The 18,394-nt window shown below is 64.0% G+C and carries 6 protein-coding genes; all 6 read left to right on the plus strand.

Annotated elements, in window-relative coordinates; translation table 11 throughout:
- Positions 1-129 precede the first annotated feature (129 nt).
- Complete coding sequence (locus ACVIGB_RS07920) at positions 130-420, plus strand: FAD assembly factor SdhE (RefSeq protein ID WP_456723148.1); 291 nt, start codon at positions 130-132, stop codon at positions 418-420.
- Positions 417-3,935 carry a transcription-repair coupling factor gene (gene mfd, locus ACVIGB_RS07925; protein ID WP_456723147.1) on the plus strand — a complete coding sequence of 1,173 codons (3,519 nt, stop codon included), beginning with the start codon at positions 417-419 and terminating at the stop codon, positions 3,933-3,935. The genes ACVIGB_RS07920 and mfd overlap by 4 nt, the downstream gene beginning before the upstream one ends.
- Before the next feature lie 511 nt (positions 3,936-4,446).
- A complete protein-coding gene (locus ACVIGB_RS07930) occupies positions 4,447-5,013 on the plus strand; it encodes a hypothetical protein (RefSeq protein ID WP_456723146.1) in 567 nt (188 codons plus the stop codon).
- A 214-nt stretch (positions 5,014-5,227) separates the two neighbouring features.
- Positions 5,228-5,473 (plus strand): hypothetical protein, encoded by a 246-nt coding sequence (locus ACVIGB_RS07935; RefSeq protein ID WP_456749369.1) that lies wholly within the window; start codon positions 5,228-5,230, stop codon positions 5,471-5,473.
- 117 nt (positions 5,474-5,590) lie between these two features.
- Positions 5,591-11,911, plus strand: coding sequence for a hypothetical protein (locus ACVIGB_RS07940; protein WP_456749125.1), 6,321 nt, complete (start codon positions 5,591-5,593; stop codon positions 11,909-11,911).
- A gap of 553 nt (positions 11,912-12,464) precedes the next feature.
- Positions 12,465-18,365, plus strand: a complete 5,901-nt coding sequence (locus ACVIGB_RS07945; protein WP_456723143.1) for an AIDA repeat-containing protein — start codon at positions 12,465-12,467, stop codon at positions 18,363-18,365.
- Positions 18,366-18,394: the final 29 nt, after the last annotated feature.

Genomic DNA, 18,394 nt, shown 5'->3' on the forward strand with positions numbered 1-18,394 from the left:
CGGCAATGACGGCATGCGCCCAAACATCTCCAAAACGCGGCGAAAGAGGGCTGACATCGGCCCCTGCCATCGCTATATCAAGCCCCGCCCGGCACGTCCGGGCTTTTGGCGTTCGATGGATTTTGGGACATGACGGGATCGACACGATCGAGCAGTGGGCTCGATGACCGCCGCAAGCGGCTTTTGTTTCGCTGCTGGCATCGCGGCACCCGGGAGATGGACCTGATCCTCGGCCGCTTTGCCGATGCGACCATCGCGGACCTTTCCGACCGGGAGATCGGCGAACTCGAGCATCTGATCGAGGTGCCGGATCCCGACCTCTATGCCGCACTGACCGGCGACAAGGTGCTGGCAGCCGAATATGCGACCGCGTTGTTTGCCCGCATCAAGGCGTTCCGGGTGGCGGATCCCAGCGCATGAAGCAGCCGATGAAATCGCCGGCGGCGATGCTCGCGCCCGGCCGGGTGCTGACCATCGCCAACGTCGCCGAGGGCGCCGAAGGGCTCGTCATCTCCGATCTGGCGCGCGCCATTGCCGCGCAGCCGAAGCGGCCGGCGGTCAGCCTCGCCGTGGTGTGCCGCGACGGCGCGCGGATGCAGCAGCTCGCCCGCGCGCTGGAGTTCTTTGCGCCCGATATCGCTGTCATGCAGGTTCCAGCCTGGGACTGCCAGCCCTATGACCGCGTCTCGCCGCATTCCGGCATTCTGGCGCAGCGGTTGACCGCGCTTGCCAAGCTGTCGCGGCTGGTCGGCAGCGACAAGCCGCTGATCGTGCTCACGACCGTGAACGCCGCCGTACAGCGGGTGCCGGCGCGCGATCAGGTCGCGACGCAGGCGCTGTCGGTTGCGCCCGGCAATGTCGTGCCGATGGACTCTGTCGTCGCGTGGCTCGAACACAATGGCTACACCCGCTCGTCCACGGTGCGCGAGCCCGGCGAATATGCCGTGCGCGGCGGCATCCTCGATCTGTTTCCGGCCGGCCTCGACCAGCCGGTGCGGTTCGACTTCTTCGGCGACTCTCTCGAGTCGATCCGCACCTTCGATGCCGAGACCCAGCGCACGCTGCTCGACATGCGCGGGCTCGATCTGGTGCCGGTGTCCGAATTCCAGCTCACGACCGAAACCATCCGCCGCTTCCGCATGGGCTATGTCGCCGCGTTCGGCGCGCCGGGACGCGACGATCAGCTCTATGAGGCGGTCTCCGAGGGACGGCGCCATCCCGGCATGGAGCACTGGCTGCCGCTGTTCCAGGAGCGGATGGACACGCTGTTCGACTATCTCGACGGCGCGACGATCGCGATCGAACCGCAGGGCGAGGACGCCGCGCGCGAGCGCTTCACGCAAATCGCCGACTACTACGACGCACGGCGCGAAGCGCTGGAGCATCCCGGCAGCGGCGCGATCTACAAGCCGCTGCCGCCGGACAAGCTCTATCTGACCGAGGCCGAATGGACCAGGCTGCTCGGCGATGCACCGCTGGCGCGGCTGACGCCGTTCGCGGTGCCGGAAGGCTCGCCCGACGTGTTCGACGCCGGCGCGCGGCAGGGCCGCAATTTCGCGCCGGAGCGCGCCGACGGCAATGTCAACGTGTTCGAGGCCGTGGTCGGCCATATCGGTGCGTTGCAGTCGCAGCGCAAGAAGGTGATCGTCGCGCTGTGGAGCGAGGGCTCGCGCGACCGCATGGGCGCGATGCTGCGCGACCACAAGCTGCTCAACACCACCAGCGTCAACACCTGGCGGATCGTGCAGGCGACCCCGCGCAACGAGACCATGCTGGCCGTAGTGGGCATGGAGTCCGGCTTCGAGACCGACGAATTCGCCGTCATCAGCGAGCAGGACATTCTCGGCGACCGCCTGGTGCGGCCGCGCAAGGCGAGCCGCAAGCTCGACAATTTCATCTCCGAGGTGACGAGCCTTGCGACCGGCGATCTCGTGGTCCATGTCGAGCACGGCATCGGCCGCTTCGTCGGGCTGCAGACGCTGGAAGTCTCCGGCGCGCCGCATGACTGTCTCGAGCTGCATTATGCCGCGGACACCAAGCTGTTCCTGCCGGTCGAGAACATCGAGCTGCTGTCGCGCTACGGCTCCGACAGCGCCAATGTCGAGCTCGACCGTCTGGGCGGCGGCGGCTGGCAGGCGCGCAAGGCGAAGCTCAAGAACCGGATCCGCGAGATCGCCGGCGAATTGATCAAGATCGCGGCCGAGCGGCAGTTGCACGAGGCGCCGAAATTCCCGCTGCAGCCGCATGTCTATGACGAGTTCTGCGCGCGCTTCCCCTATGAGGAGACCGAAGATCAGTTAGGGGCCATCAACTCGACCTTGAAGGACCTCGAAATCGGCCGCCCGATGGACCGCCTGATCTGTGGCGACGTCGGCTTCGGCAAGACCGAGGTGGCGCTGCGCGCGGCGTTCGCCGTGGCGCTTGAGGGCCGGCAGGTCGCGGTCGTGGTCCCGACCACGCTCCTGGCGCGCCAGCACTTCAGAACCTTCACCGAGCGCTTCCGCGGTTTCCCGGTCAATGTTGCGCAGGCGTCGCGGCTGGTGTCGACCAAGGAATTGAACCAGGTCAAGAAGGGGCTCACCGACGGCAACGTCGACATCGTCGTCGGCACCCATGCGCTGCTCGGCAAGGCGATCAAGTTCAAGGACCTCGGCCTCCTGATCGTCGACGAGGAGCAGCACTTCGGCGTCAGCCACAAGGAGCGGCTGAAGCAGCTGCGCGCCCAGGTCCATGTGCTGACGCTGTCGGCAACCCCGATCCCGCGCACGCTGCAACTCGCGCTGACCGGCGTCCGTGAGCTCTCGATCATTGCCTCGCCGCCGGTCGATCGCCTCGCGGTGCGCACCTTCGTGGCGCCACACGATCCCCTGATGATCCGCGAGGCGCTGCTGCGCGAACGCTACCGCGGCGGTCAGGCGTTCTACGTCGTGCCGCGGATCGAGGACCTCGCCGGCGTCAAGGATTTCCTCGACAAGAACGTGCCGGAGATGAAGGTCGCGGTCGCCCACGGCCAGATGCCGCCGACCGTGATCGAGGACATCATGTCCGCGTTCTACGACGGCAAATACGACATCCTGCTCTCGACCACGATCGTGGAGTCCGGCCTCGACATCCCGAACGCCAACACGCTGATCGTGCACCGCGCCGACATGTTTGGTCTCGCGCAGCTCTACCAGCTGCGCGGCCGTGTCGGGCGGTCGAAGCTGCGCGCCTATGCGCTGTTCACCCTGCCGGCACAGCAGAAGATCACGGCGCAGGCGGAGCGGCGGCTGAAGGTGCTGCAGTCGCTGGAGACGCTGGGCGCGGGCTTCCAGCTCGCCTCGCACGACCTCGACATCCGCGGCGCCGGCAATCTGCTCGGCGAGGAGCAGTCCGGCCACATCAAGGAAGTCGGCTTCGAGCTGTACCAGTCGATGCTGGAGGAGGCGATCATCAACCTCAAGGCCGGCGTCGCCGAGCCCGCCGCCGACCGCTGGTCGCCGCAGATCACGATCGGCATGCCGGTCCTGATTCCTGAGGACTACGTCAACGATCTCAGCGTACGGCTGTCGCTCTATCGCCGTCTCGCCGATCTCGAGACCGACGACGAGATCGACAGTTTCGCCGCCGAGATGCGCGACCGCTTCGGCGTGCTGCCGGACGAGGTGCGTTATCTGTTCAAGGTGGCCGCGATCAAGGCCTACTGCCGCAGAGCCAATGTCGGCAAGGTCGATGCCGGCCCGAAGGGCGCGGTGATCGCGTTCCGCGACAACAGCTTTGCGCATCCGGAGCGGTTGGTGACGTTCATCCGCCAGCACGGCCAGGCCGCCAAGGTGCGCCCGGACATGAAGGTGGTGTTCTTCCAGGACTGGGAGACGCCAGAAGAGCGGCTCGCCGGCACCACCGAGATCCTGCGCCAGCTCGCCAATCTCGCGGAGACCAAGAAGGCTGCGTGAGGTTCGCTCACAGTTGCTTGCTGGATCGGCGCATGCGCTGATGCTGGTGTGCGAACATCACACAATCGATCGCCGGATCTGCGGTGGGGCCGGAGTGAACCACCGCCGGAGTTCCATGCGGACAGGAGCGTGGTTGCGATCGCTGGTGTTCATCAACGCAATGATCGCATTGGATCAGGGTTTTTGACTGGCATCGGCTTTGCCGGTATCATTTGCGTCTCAAATGGCACGAGCTCCTGCGCCAGCTCGCCAATTTCGTGGAGAGCAAGAAGGGCGGCTTTGGGCGAATTGCAAGCCGATCGTGCTTTTCGTTCGGATCGGCCTTCTAAGAGTTTGGATGACGTCACAACTTGAATCTGGTTCGCGTCCCGCCAACATTTCAACTGCTCTCCAAAACTCAGTGATAAAGACCCCGCGCCACAAATGAGTTGATGAGGGCCAGCGGACGTTTGCCTCGACTGTCGAGCATCGGCCAGGCTCGGCCGCGGGGGCGAATTGCCGGACAGACTTATTGGGAGTTGGAATTGCGATCGACACCACGATCAATGGCGGCCGACTGACACTTGACAGTGGCTCAACCGCAAGCAGCACCACGGTCGGCAGCAACGGCGAGCTGACCGTGTTCGGCGGTACCACCGGCGATACCACCATCGATGGTAACGAAGAGTCGGGTGAGGAAATCTATGGCGGCACCGCCATCAATACGACGATCAAGAACGGTTGGCTCCAGTACCTCTCAAACGACTGCAACAACAACCCTGGCGCCTACGGCAGCGCAGTCGCGTCCAACACCGCGGTGGAAAGCGGTTCCGGACAGATCGTTGGATTTCTTGGGGCTGCCACTGCGATCAACATCATCGTCGAAGGCGGTACGCAGTACATCGGCTCGGAGCGGAATTTGCGTATTGGCCTTTACCAACTGGCCGCGATGGTGATCGCCACGTTCGTTGTCACGGGCAGAGCAGACTTCGCCCAAGGCAAGCTGGAGCGGCGCTGGGATGCTGTTCATCGTTGTATGTTGTTTTGTTCCTGCGATTCCGGAGCAGCCCCGAAGGGGTACTCGCCAAGGTTTCGTTGACGAGGTTGTCAATCTCGCCTAGCTTTTTCTCACATTTCGAACAGTTTCTTTGTATTTCACTGCAGGGGTTTTTCGTGAATACGATTACCGTCGCGCCGGCGATCGCGCTCAAGCGCCCGGCGGACCATTTGCCGGAACATCCCAACGTCATCGTTGATCGTTCGACCGACGCCTCGCCAGTCATGCTGACTTTTTCATTGGTCTGTCGAGCGGCCTGTCGCGGCTTGCATGGGCGTCAGGAACCCCGGTCATCATGATCAGCGGGTTCACCCATCCCACCAACGAATGTGTAACGCCTTACCGCATTGTCAATTTTCACGCGTGCAACAGTTGCTGGAACGATCCGCGGATGCGTTTCGGCCACAAGGATTTCTTGTGGCGTCCGCGGCACGCAAATTCACCGCGACAATTTGAATGCACGCGGCTGATTTACGGCCGATCACGTAAGGCAGGTTATTGAGCGCATACCAGGATTTTCGGTCGACGCCAACGCGGTGCGCGTAAAGGACGTCGACGCCGATGGGCATCGATGCCCGAAACCGGCAAATGAATTTTAGTCTGGCCTAGAGGCAGAACCATGCAGACGATTTCCAGCGGCGTCACCGTTACTGTATCTTCTGGCACTGAATCCGGCGATACCGTCCTGACTGGCGGCACGCTGATCATTGAGACCGGCGGCAGCGCCACCGGAACGACTGTGTCCGGCGGCAACGAGGTGATTTCGAGCGGTGGTGTCGACAGCGGCGCCACGATTCTGTCCGGCGGCAGTCAGAATATCTCCAGCGGCGGTCTCGGCGTCTCGGCCACGGTGTCTGCAGGCGGCCTGCTCAACGTTTCCTCGGGCGGTTCGGCGTCGTTCCTTGCCGTGTCGTCGGGCGGCACGCTGAACGTTGCCGGAACGGTGACAAGCCACGTTGAGGTCTTTTCGAGCGGCCTTGTTGTGATCTCTTCCGGCGGCATCGAGACGGGCGCTCCCGGCAGCGACGAGACGATTGTGTCGGGTGGCACGGTCAGCGTGACGTCGGGCGGCCAGCTCTCCTACTTCACGGTCAGGAGTGGCGGCCTTGTCACGGCCGACAATGGCGCGACGATCCACGACTTCGGCGTCAGCAGTGGCGGCATCCTCAATCTCGCAGGTTCTCAGACCAGCAACTCGGAGGTCTTCGCCGGTGGCACCGAGAACATTTTTTCGGGAGGCAGTGCGCAGAACTTCGATGTGTCGGGGGGCACGCTGAACGTGCTTTCTGGCGGCAATGCGCAGGACTTTACGGTGTCGGGAGGCTCGCTCAATGTCCTCTCCGGAGGCCTGTCCGAGTTCTTCACCTTGTCGTCCGGAGCCTCGGCCAGCGTGGCAACCGGCGCCAACGTTCACGATCTTACTGTATCGAACGGAGCAACGCTCAGCCTTCTGGGTACGGCGACGAACTTCGTGTTCATTGCTGGCGGCGCCACAGTGAACGTCTCTGCCGGCGGTGCCATCAACGGATCATTGGATCCATCCGCCCTCCCAACGGTCACCGTCGTGGGCACAGTGAATGCATCCGCGGGTGCGTCCGTCAGCTACGTTGCCGTCAACAGCAACGGCGCCCTGAACTTGCAGGCCGGCGCGTCCGCGCATGACATCAATGTGAATAGCGGTGGCCAATTCAATCTCGCGGGAAGCACAACCAGTAACATCAACATCCACAACGGTGGCCTGGAAACCGTTTCGTCCGGAGGTGCCGAGAACGGCGCCAATATCTTCGGCGGCGGTGAGCTCGATGTTCTTTCCGGCGGATCGGCAAACGCCACGATGGTCAATGGTGGTCTGCTGAAGCTGTTCGCAGGCGGGTCCCTCAGTGGCGTTTCGGTCAATTTCGGCGCCGTAGAACTGGTCAGCGGAGCGTCCGTTTCGCAGCTTTCCAACACCACTTTCGCTGCCGGCACACACCTTGAGGTGGGCCCTGGCGCTGTCGTGAGCGGCTATTCGGCGGGTAGTGGCCCGATCCTTGACGTTCTGTCGGGCGGCTCAACCTCCGCCACCACCGTCACCGCGAACGGGACGGAGAACGTGTTCGCGGGCGGCACGGCCCTGGGCACCTTCATTGGCAATGGCGGCTTCATGCAAGTCGGCATTCCGTCGTTCCAGGGATCGGGTGGTTCGGCGGGCGGAACCGCGAGCAATACGACCGTGGCGGGCGGTCAGCTCAGTGTGAACTCCGGTGGCCTTGCGGTGTCCACCGCGATTGCCAACAACGGCGGCGCGCAAGTCACCTCGGGCGGTGCAGTATCCGGAACGACGATCTCCAACTCCGGCGGCATGACCGTGCTGAGCGGCGGCACGGCGGCCGGCACGACGGTGCTGAGCGGCGGCTATTTTCAGCTCGGCGAAGGACCGTTCAGCGGTAGTCCCGGTTCGGCCGGTGGCAGCGCGACGGGCACCATCCTGTCTGGCGGCTTCGAGGCCATCTTCAGTGGTGGCGTCGATTCCGGCGCCACGATTCTGTCGGGTGGCACTCAGGTGGTTTCCTCTGGTGGCGTCACCATTGGCGCCAGCGTTTCAAGCGGCGGTGTGTTGAATGTGTCGGCCGGCGGTTCGGCTGCGACGGAAGTCTCAAGCGGAGGTGTTGAGAATGTTTCGTCCGGCGGCCTGACGTTCAACACTGCGGTCTTCAGCGGCGGCGCCTTGAATGTTTCCGCCGGCGCGACGGCGCACGACGTCACCCTGTCGGGTGGCACGCTCAACCTTGGCGGCACCATCACCAGCAACGTTTTCATCTCGAGCGGCGGCATAGAAAACGTGCTGGTGGGAGGATTGGTCTCGGCATCCTCCAACGGTGTGGGGACGACGGTTTCGGCGGGCGGCATCCTCAACGTGATGGGGACCACCTCCAACATGGTGGTGGTGTCCAGCGGCGGCGTCGAGAACGTCTCGTCCGGTGGCGTCATCCAGGGCACCATCAGCGGCACGGCCGGTACGGGAACGGTTATCGCAACCGGCGGAACGCTCAACGTGTTGGCCGGCGGTTCGGCCAGCATGATCAACGTGTCCGGCACGCTCAATGTGCGGGGCAAGATCACCAGCAATGTCACTATTCAAAGCGGCGGCCACGAAATCGTCTCTGCGGGTGGCTCCGTCACCGGTGTCACTGGTTCGGGTACCGCAATTTCCGGGCTGGTCGACGTTCTCTCCGGAGCGTCTTTCGAATATGCGACCGTCTTCAATGGCGGTGACCTGAATGTCTCGTCCGGCGCGACGGCGGACAATATCTCCGTCTCGAGCGGCGGCATCTTCAACGTCGGCGGCACGGTTCTGAGCAATGTCTCGGTCTTTGCGGGCGGCATCGAGAACGTACTCTCCGGAGGTGTTGTCACCGGTGTGACCGGTTCCGGAACCGGGATTTCGGGCGGCACGGTCAACGTGTCGTCGGGAGGCGCAATAGACCACACGACCGTCATCAGCGGTGGCGTGCTGAACATTAAGTCTGGAGCCACGGCGCACAACGTCGCGGTGTCGAGCGGTGGTGCGCTCAACGTTGCCGGCGCGGTGACGAGCAACGTCGCGGTCTTTGCCGGAGGCAATGAGATCGTGTCCTCTGGCGGCTCCACTGGGCCGGTCACGATCTCCGGCGGCGTGGTCGAACTGCAGGCCGGCAGCGTCGCGAACGGCGGCATCACCTTCAGCGGTTCCGGCGGTCAGCTGAAGATCGATGGCGGCTCCCTGGCCGGTACGACCATCAGCAGTCTGGTGCTGGGCGACAGCATCGATCTGGCAGGCCTCAATTTCGTATCGGGTGGGTCGGCGACCTTGCAGGCCGGCAACATCCTGCACGTCACCGAGGGGGCTTCCTCCTTCGATCTGCAGCTTGATGCGACACCCGGCGTGCGGTTCAGCGTCAGCGCGGATTCCGGCACCGGCACGCTGGTCACGACGCGTGCCGATATCGCACCGGTCACGTCAGCGTCCAGCATCCATGCAGGCGCTGGCCAGACCTCCGTGCTGGCTTCCAGCCTCTTTACGGTGTCGGACGCCGACGGCGATCCCATCACCCAATATGCGTTCTGGGACACCCAAGGTCACGGACACTGGGTCGTCAACGGCGTCGTCCAGGCCACCAATGCCGAGATCGATGTTGCGGCGGCGAACCTGTCGCAGGTGAGCTACGTCTTCGGTCCAAGCGGATCGACTGATACCCTTCTCGTTCGAGCCAATGACGGCACGGTTTGGGGCGGCTGGACTCAATTTACGGCCAAGGCATTTGGCGACACCGCGCCAACCGTGAACGCAATCAACGTGACTGCGGTGCACGGCCAGACGTCGATTGCCGCATCCAGCCTGTTCACGGTGAGCGATCCGGATGGCGACACGATGACCCAGTACGCGTTCTGGGACACCGGCGGCAGCGGCCACTGGGTGGTGAACGGCGTGGCTATGCCTGCCAACACCGAGATCGATGTGTCCGCAGCGAACCTGTCGCAGGTGAGCTATGTGTTCGGCCCGAGCGGCTCGACATCAGATACGCTCTACGTGCGGGCGAATGACGGCATCCTGTGGAGCACCTGGGCCGCGTTCACGGCATCACCGGGCCCCGACGCGGCTCCGGTCGTGACGGCACCGAACGTGACCGCCAATCACGGGCAGTTCTCGGCGCTCGCCTCGAGCCTGTTCTCGGTCACCGATGCCGAGCACGATACGATCACCCAGTACGCATTCTGGGACACCCAAGGTAACGGACACTGGGTCGTCAACGGCGTCGCGCAGCCCACCAACGCCGAGATCGATGTTTCCGCGGCGAACTTGTCGCAGGTGAGCTACGTGTTCGGCCCCGGCGGTTCGACGCCCGATACGCTCTGGGTGAAGGCCAATGACGGCAGCCTGTGGAGCGCCTGGAAGAGCTTCACGGCAACGCCGGGCCCCGACACGGCTCCGGTCGTGACGGCGCCGAACGTGACCGCGGTTCACGGTGAGACGTCGGCGCTCGCCTCGAGCCTGTTCTCGGTCACGGATGCCGAGCACGATGCGATCACCCAGTACGCGTTCTGGGACACCGGCGGCAACGGACACTTTGTGGTCAATGGTGTCGCCCAGGCCGCCAATGCCGAGATCGATGTCTCGGCGGCGAATCTGTCGCAGGTGAGCTACGTGTTCGGCCCCGGCGGTTCGACGCCCGATACGCTCTGGGTGAAGGCCAATGACGGCAGCATGTGGAGCGCCTGGAAGAGCTTCACGGCAACACCGGGCCCCGACACGGCCCCGGTCGTGACGGCGCCGAACGTGGCCGCGGTTCATGGGCAGACGTCGGCGCTCGCCTCGAGCTTGTTCTCGGTCACCGACGCCGAGGGCGATACGATCACCCAGTATGCGTTCTGGGACACCGGCGGCAACGGACACTTTGTGGTCAATGGTGTCGCCCAGGCCGCCAATGCCGAGATCGATGTCTCGGCGGCGAACCTGTCGCAGGTGAGCTACGTGTTCGGCCCCGGCGGTTCGACGCCCGATACGCTCTGGGTGAAGGCCAATGACGGCAGCATGTGGAGCGCCTGGAAGAGCTTCACGGCAACACCGGGCCCCGACACGGCTCCGGTGGTGACGGCACCGAACGTAACCGCCAATCACGGGCAGTTCTCGGCTCTCGCCTCGAGCCTGTTCTCGGTCACCGATGCCGAGCACGATACGATCACCCAGTACGCGTTCTGGGACACCCAAGGTAACGGACACTGGGTCGTCAACGGCGTCGCCCAGGCCACCAATGCCGAGATCGATGTCTCGGCGGCGAACCTGTCGCAGGTGAGCTACGTGTTCGGCCCCGGCGGTTCGACGCCCGATACGCTCTGGGTGAAGGCCAATGACGGCAGCATGTGGAGCGCCTGGAAGAGCTTCACGGCAACACCGGGCCCCGACACGGCCCCGGTCGTTACCGCATCGAACGTCAGTGGCATTCACGACCATTCGGTGGCGGCCACGACCCTGTTCTCGACCACCGATGCCGAGCACGACACGATCACCCAGTACGCGTTCTGGGACACCGGCGGCAATGGCCACTGGGTGGTGAATGGTGTCGCCCAGGCGGCCAACGCCGAGATCGATGTTGCGGCGGCAAACCTGTCGCAGGTGAGCTACGTGTTCGGCCCCGGCGGTTCGACGCCCGATACGCTCTGGGTAAAAGCCAACGACGGCAGCATGTGGAGCGCCTGGCAGAGCTTCACGGCCACTGCAACCAACCAGGCGCCGACGGTCTCGGTCGCTAACGTCGTGACGGTCTCGGGGCAGACCTTTGCTGCTGCGAACCTCGTCACTGCGACGGACGCCGACGGCGATGCCATCACGAAATATGCGCTGTGGGATTCCAACACCAGCGGGCATTGGAGCGTCAACGGAGCTACGCAGGCCGCGAATACCGAGATCGACATCACTGCGGCGCAACTTTCCCAGACGACCTATCAGGCCGGCTCGGGTACGGACCAACTCTGGATCCGTGCGTATGACGGCATTGCGTGGGGGGCCTGGCAGCCGTTCAACGCGACGGGCGAGAGCTCCGGGAGCGCCCACATCGCAGCGGGCGCCACCCTGGAATTGACCGGGGCGTCGAGCGCCACCGTCGCATTCCAGGGCTCGACAGGGACGCTGAAGCTCGACAATTCCGCGAGCTTTGCGGGAACCGTCGCCGGGATGACCGGTTCGGACGCGATCGATTTCGCGAATATCAATTTCGCGAACGTTCACACGCCGACCTTCAGCGGAGACTCATCGCACGGAACGCTCACGGTGACGGACGGCACCGTCACGGCGAGTATTGCGCTGCTCGGCAACTACATGGCCTCGACATTCACGACCTCGAGTGATGGCCATGGCGGTACCCTGGTTGTCGATCCGCCGGCGATGCAGGTCAGCCAGCTGGCGCAGCCGCAGCATGCGTGAGGCTTGAAGATGAGGCATGCGGAGCCACCGAGACAAGGTGGCTTCGCCTGCCGGCGAAGCCCGCGCAGCGATCGCAGCGACTGATAGGCGTCGGCACCACCGAGCTCCTGCGCCAGCTCGCCAATTTCGTGGAGAGCAAGAAGGGCGGCGTGGCAGACTTCTCATGGCGGAGACAACTCCGTAATTTGACGGGTCATCTGTCGGCTGCCAAGCGGGCCGACTGTTTCACACTGTGAACAACCGGCGAGAAACATTGAACTTTTGCGACCAGCACCTTGACGACCCTTGGGCGAATTGTAAGCTGATCACGTTTTTAGTTCAGACCGGCGATTTGTAATTTTGGATGACGTAGCAACTTGAATCTGGTTCGCGTCCCGCCAGCATTTCAACTGCTCTCCAAAACTCAGTGATGAAGACCCCGCGCCAAGTGAGTTGGTGAGGGCTAGCGGGCGTTTGCTTCGACTGTCGGGCGATCGGCCAGACTCGGCCGCGGGGGCGAGTTGCCGGACAGATTTATTGGATTTCGAGATCAGTTTTTTCGGGGGAGGGGTTGATGGGTGTGAACGTTGGCAGCGGCAGCAGCGTTTATGTGTCCTCGACGCAGAGCGGGAACACGGTTCAGGACGGCGGCACGCTTTACGTGCTGAATGGCGGAACTATCAGCAGCACCCTCGATGTTGGCACCGTCGTTGTGTCCTCCGGCGGCACCGATGTCGGCGACACCGTATCCCACGATTCAAATGGTGCCGCGCAGTTGTACGTTCTCGGCACTGTCATCAGCAGCGTGATTAGCGGTGGCAACGAGGTCATCGGTTACAACCAGCTCACATTCACGCTCGGTGCCGCAACTGCGATCGACACGATCGACGATGGCCAGATGTCGGTGGACAGTGGCTCCACTGCAAGCAACACCTCGGTCGGCAGCAGCAGCAGGCTGTACCTGTTCGGCGGCACCACCAGCGAAACCACCATCGATGGGAACAACGGGGGTGAGGAAATCTTTGGCGGCACCGCCATCAATACGACGATCAAGAACGGTGGGTTCCAGTACATCTCAAACGACTACAACAACAACCCCAACGCCTACGGCAGCGCAGTCGCGTCCAACACCACGGTGGGAAGCGGTTCCGAACAGATCGTTGGATTTCTCGGGGCGGGCAGCGCGGTAAGCACCATCGTCGCGGGCGGTACGCAGTACCTCGGCTATACCGCCGCCGGAAGCGCCGGTATTGGTTTCGCAACCAATACCACCATCACCAGCGGTGGAATCCAGTATGTTGCGCCATACGGCCTCGTTAATGCGAGCGGCACAGCCGTCAACACGACGGTCACCGGCAGCGGCAGCATCCAATATGTCGGCAGTGGCCAATACAGCGGCAGCGCAACCGCGAGCTCCACCACGCTGATCGCGGGCGGTGAGCAGATCGTCTGGGGCGGCACCGCCAGCAGTACGGTGATCAGCTCCGGCGGTACCGAAATCGTTTCGTCCGGCGGCATCGCCAGAACCACGGTGATCAGCGCCGGCGGCACAGAGATCGTGATCGCGGGCGGCACCGCCAGCAGTACGGTGATCAGCTCCGGTGGCACCGAAGTCGTTTCGTCCGGCGGCACCGCAAGCGGCATCGTCCTCGATACCGGCGGGACCCTGATTCTCATTGCTGGCGCCAATGTCACGAACGTGACCAGCAACGGCGGCACGATCGTTCACCAAACCGCCCCTGTGACTGTAAGCAGCGGATCGTCCTACACCGTATCGAGTGGTCAAACCGACACCGGCGATACCGTGCTCAATGGCGGTTCGATGTTCGTTGCCTCCGGCGGGTCGGCCGTCAGCACCGCCGTCAGCAGCGGCGGGCTTCTGACTGTCAACAACGGCGGCAGCGACACGGGCACGACCGTCTCGTCCGGCGGCACCGAAGCGGTCGCGGGCAGCGATGCGAATGCCGTCGTTGCAAGCGGCGCGACGATGTTTGTCAGCAGCGGCGGCACGGCCAGCGGAACGCTCGTATCCGGGGGAACGCTCGGCGTGCTGGCTGGCGGATTTGCCACCGGGACGACGGTCTCGGCGGGCGGCACTCTGAATGTCACGGGGACCACATCCAACACGGTCTTGGTGTTGAGCGGTGGCATCGAGAACGTCTCGTCCGGCGGTGTCATCCAGGGCACCATCAGCGGCACGGCCGGTACCGGAACATTCGTCGCAGCCGGAGCGACGCTCAACGTTCTGGCCGGAGGCTCGGCCAGCATGATCAACGTGTCCGGCACGCTCAACGTGCGGGGCAAGATCACCAGCAATGTCACTATTCAAAGCGGCGGCCACGAAATCGTCTCTGCGGGTGGCTCCGTCACCGGTGTCACTGGTTCGGGTACCGCAATTTCCGGCGTGGTCGACGTTCTCTCCGGAGCTTCGTTCGAATATGCGACCGTCTTCAGTGGCGGTGACCTGAATGTCTCGTCGGGTGCGACGGCGGACCATATCTCCGTCTCGAGCGGCGGCATCTTCAACGTCGGCGGCACGGTCCTGAGCAACGTCGCGGTCTTTGCCGGCGGCATCGAAAACGTGTTCTCGGGAGGTGTGGTTACCGGCGTGACCAGTTCCGGAACCGGGATTTCGGGCGGCACGGTGAACGTGTCATCGGGAGGCGCAATCGACCACACGACCGTCAGCAGTGGCGGCATATTGAATGTTCTGTCCGGGGCAACGGCCCACCATGTTGCCGTCTCCAGCGGCGGCACGTTCAAAGTGGCTGGCGCAGTGACCAGCAACGTGACGGTGTTTGCCGGCGGCACGGAAGTCGTTTCCTCGGGTGGGTCGACTGGTCCGGTGACGATTTCGGGCGGCGTGGTCGAGTTGCTGGCTGGCAGCGTCGCGGGCGGTGGCATCACCTTCAGCGGGTCCGGCGGGCAGCTCAAGATCGACGGCACGTCGATGCCGACGACGACCATCAGCGGGCTGGTCCTGGGCGACAGCATCGATCTGGCCGGGGTGACGTTCTCCTCCGGCGGCTCGGTGACCTTGCTCCCGGGCAATATCCTGCAAGTCACGGAGGGTGCTTCCTCCTACGATCTGCAGCTTGATCAGACCCCTGGCGCGCGGTTCAGCGTCAGCACGGATTCCGGCACCGGCACGCTGGTCACGACGCGTGCCGATATCGCACCGGTTACGTCAGCGCCCAATGTACAGGCAACCGTGGGCGAGAGTTCGGTGGCGGCTTCCAGCCTGTTCACCGTGTCGGACGCCGATGGCGATGCCATCACCCAATACGCGTTCTGGGACACCCAAGGTAACGGACACTGGGTCGTCAACGGCGTCGCGCAGGCGACCAACGCCGAGATCGATGTTGCGGCGGCGAACCTGTCGCAGGTGAGCTACGTCTTCGGTCCAAGCGGTTCGAGCGATACCCTTTACGTTCGCGCCAATGACGGCACGGTTTGGGGCGGCTGGACTCAGTTTACGGCAACCGGATTTGTCGACACCGCACCAACCGTGAACGCAGCCAACGTCACTGCGGCGCACGGCCAGACGTCGATTGCCGGATCCAGCCTGTTCACGGTGAGCGATCCGGATCACGACACGATCACCGAATACGCCCTCTGGGACACCGGGGGGAGTGGCCACTGGGCGTTGAACGGCGTGGCTCTGCCTGCCAACACCGAGATCGATATTCCCGCGTCGCAACTGCCGCAGTTGAGCTACGTGTTCGGGCCGCCAGGGTCAGCCCCCGATACGCTGTTCATCAAGGCGAACGACGGAACGTTGTGGGGAGCCTGGAAGGCGTTCACGGCGGGGCCAGGTGTCGATGCCGCTCCGGTCGTTACGGCCGCGAACGTGACGGCCGCCCATGGGCAAACGTCGGCTCTTGCCTCGAGCCTGTTCTCGACCTCGGACGCCGATGGCGATCCGATGACCCAGTACGCATTCTGGGACACCGGCGGCAGCGGCCATTGGGTGGTGAATGGTGTCGCCCAGGCCGCCAACGTCGAGATCGATGTTGCCGCGGCGAACCTGTCACAAGTGAGCTATGTGTACGGCCCGACCGGCTCGACGCCTGATACGCTTTACGTACGGGCGAACGACGGAATGCTATGGGGAAGCTGGACCGCGTTCACGGCAGCACCGGGGCTCGACCACGCGCCGGTTGTGACGGCATCGAACGTCACCGCCAATCACGGGCAGGCGTCAGCTCTCGCCTCGAGCCTGTTCACGGCCACGGACGCCGACAACGATACGATCACGCAGTACGCATTCTGGGACACCGGCGGCAACGGTCACTGGGTGGTGAATGGTGTCGCGCAGGCGGCCAATGTCGAGATCGATGTGTCGGCAGCGAACCTGTCGCAGGTGAGCTACGTGTACGGCTCGACCGGCTCGACATCAGATACGCTCTATGTGCGGGCCAATGACGGCATGCTGTGGGGAGGCTGGACCGCGTTCACGGCCACACCGGGGCCCGACCGCGCGCCGGTTGTGACGGCACCGAACGTCACCGCCAATCACGGGCAGGCGTCAGCTCTCGCCTCGAGCCTGTTCACGGCCACGGACGCCGACAACGACACGATCACGCAGTACGCGTTCTGGGACACCGGCGGCAACGGCCACTGGGTGGTGAATGGTGTCGCGCAGGCGGCCAACGTCGAGATCGATGTGTCGGCGGCGAACCTGTCGCAGGTGAGCTACGTGTACGGCCCGACCGGCTCGACATCAGATACGCTCTATGTGCGGGCCAATGACGGCATGCTGTGGGGAGGCTGGACAGCATTCACGGCCACACCAGGGCCCGACCGCGCGCCGGTTGTGACGGCACCGAACGTCACCGCCAATCACGGGCAGGCGTCAGCTCTCGCCTCGAGCCTGTTCACGGCCACGGACGCCGACAACGATACGATCACGCAGTACGCATTCTGGGACACCGGCGGCAACGGTCACTGGGTGGTGAATGGTGTCGCGCAGGCGGCCAATGTCGAGATCGATGTGTCGGCAGCGAACCTGTCGCAGGTGAGCTACGTGTACGGCCCGACCGGCTCGCCGGCGGACACGCTCTACGTGCGGGCCAATGACGGCATGCTGTGGGGAGGCTGGACGGCGTTCACGGCCACCCCGGGGCTCGACCACGCGCCGGTTGTGACGGCACCGAACGTCACCGCCAATCACGGGCAGGCGTCAGCTCTCGCCTCGAGCCTGTTCACGGCCACGGACGCCGACAACGACACGATCACGCAGTACGCGTTCTGGGACACCGGCGGCAACGGCCACTGGGTGGTGAATGGTGTCGCGCAGGCGGCCAACGTCGAGATCGATGTGTCGGCGGCGAACCTGTCGCAGGTGAGCTACGTGTACGGCCCGACCGGCTCGACGCCTGATACGCTCTACGTGCGGGCCAATGACGGATTGCTGTGGGGAGGCTGGACGGCGTTCTCGGCCACCCCGGGGTCCGACCACCCTCCGGTTGTTTCGGCATCGAACGCGACCGGAATTCACGACCATTCGGTCACGGCCTCGAGCCTGTTCACGGCCACGGACGCCGACAACGACACGATCACGCAGTACGCGTTCTGGGACACCGGCGGCAACGGCCACTGGGTGGTGAATGGTGTCGCGCAGGCGGCCAACACCGAGATCGATGTGTCGGCGGCGAACCTGTCGCAGGTCAGCTACGTGTTCGGACCTGGCGGCTCGCCGGCGGACACGCTCTACGTGCGAGCCAATGACGGCATCACGTGGGGTGCATGGACGGCCTTTACGGCCACCGCCACCAACCAGGCGCCGACGGTCTCGGTCGCCAACGTCGTGACGGTCTCGGGGCAGACCTTTGCTGCTGCGAACCTCGTCACTGCGACGGACGCCGACGGCGATGCCATCACGAAATATGCGCTGTGGGATTCCAACACCAACGGGCATTGGAGCGTTAACGGAGCTACGCAGGCCGCGAATACCGAGATCGACATCACTGCGGCGCAACTTTCCCAGACGACCTATCAGGCCGGCTCGGGTACGGACCAACTCTGGATCCGTGCGTATGACGGCATTGCGTGGGGGGCCTGGCAGCCGTTCAACGCGACGGGCGAGAGTTCCGGCAGCGCCACCATCGCAGCGGGCGCCACCCTGGAATTGACCGGGGCGTCGAGCGCCACCGTCGCATTCCAGGGCTCGACAGGGACGCTGAAGCTCGACAATTCCGCGAGCTTTGCGGGAACCGTCGCCGGGATGACCGGTTCGGACGCGATCGATTTCGCGAACATCAGTTTCGCGAACGTTCATACTCCGAGCTTCAGCGGAAACGCATCGGGCGGAACGCTGACGGTGACGGACGGCACCGTCACGGCGAGCATTGCGCTGCTGGGCAACTACATGGCCTCGACATTCACGACCTCGAGTGACGGCCATGGCGGGACCCTGGTTGTCGATCCGCCGGCGATGCAGGTCAGCCAACTGGCGCAGCCTCAGCATGCGTGAGGCCTGAAGATGAGGGGCATGCGGAGGCA

This window comes from Bradyrhizobium sp. USDA 4341 (assembly GCF_054063755.1).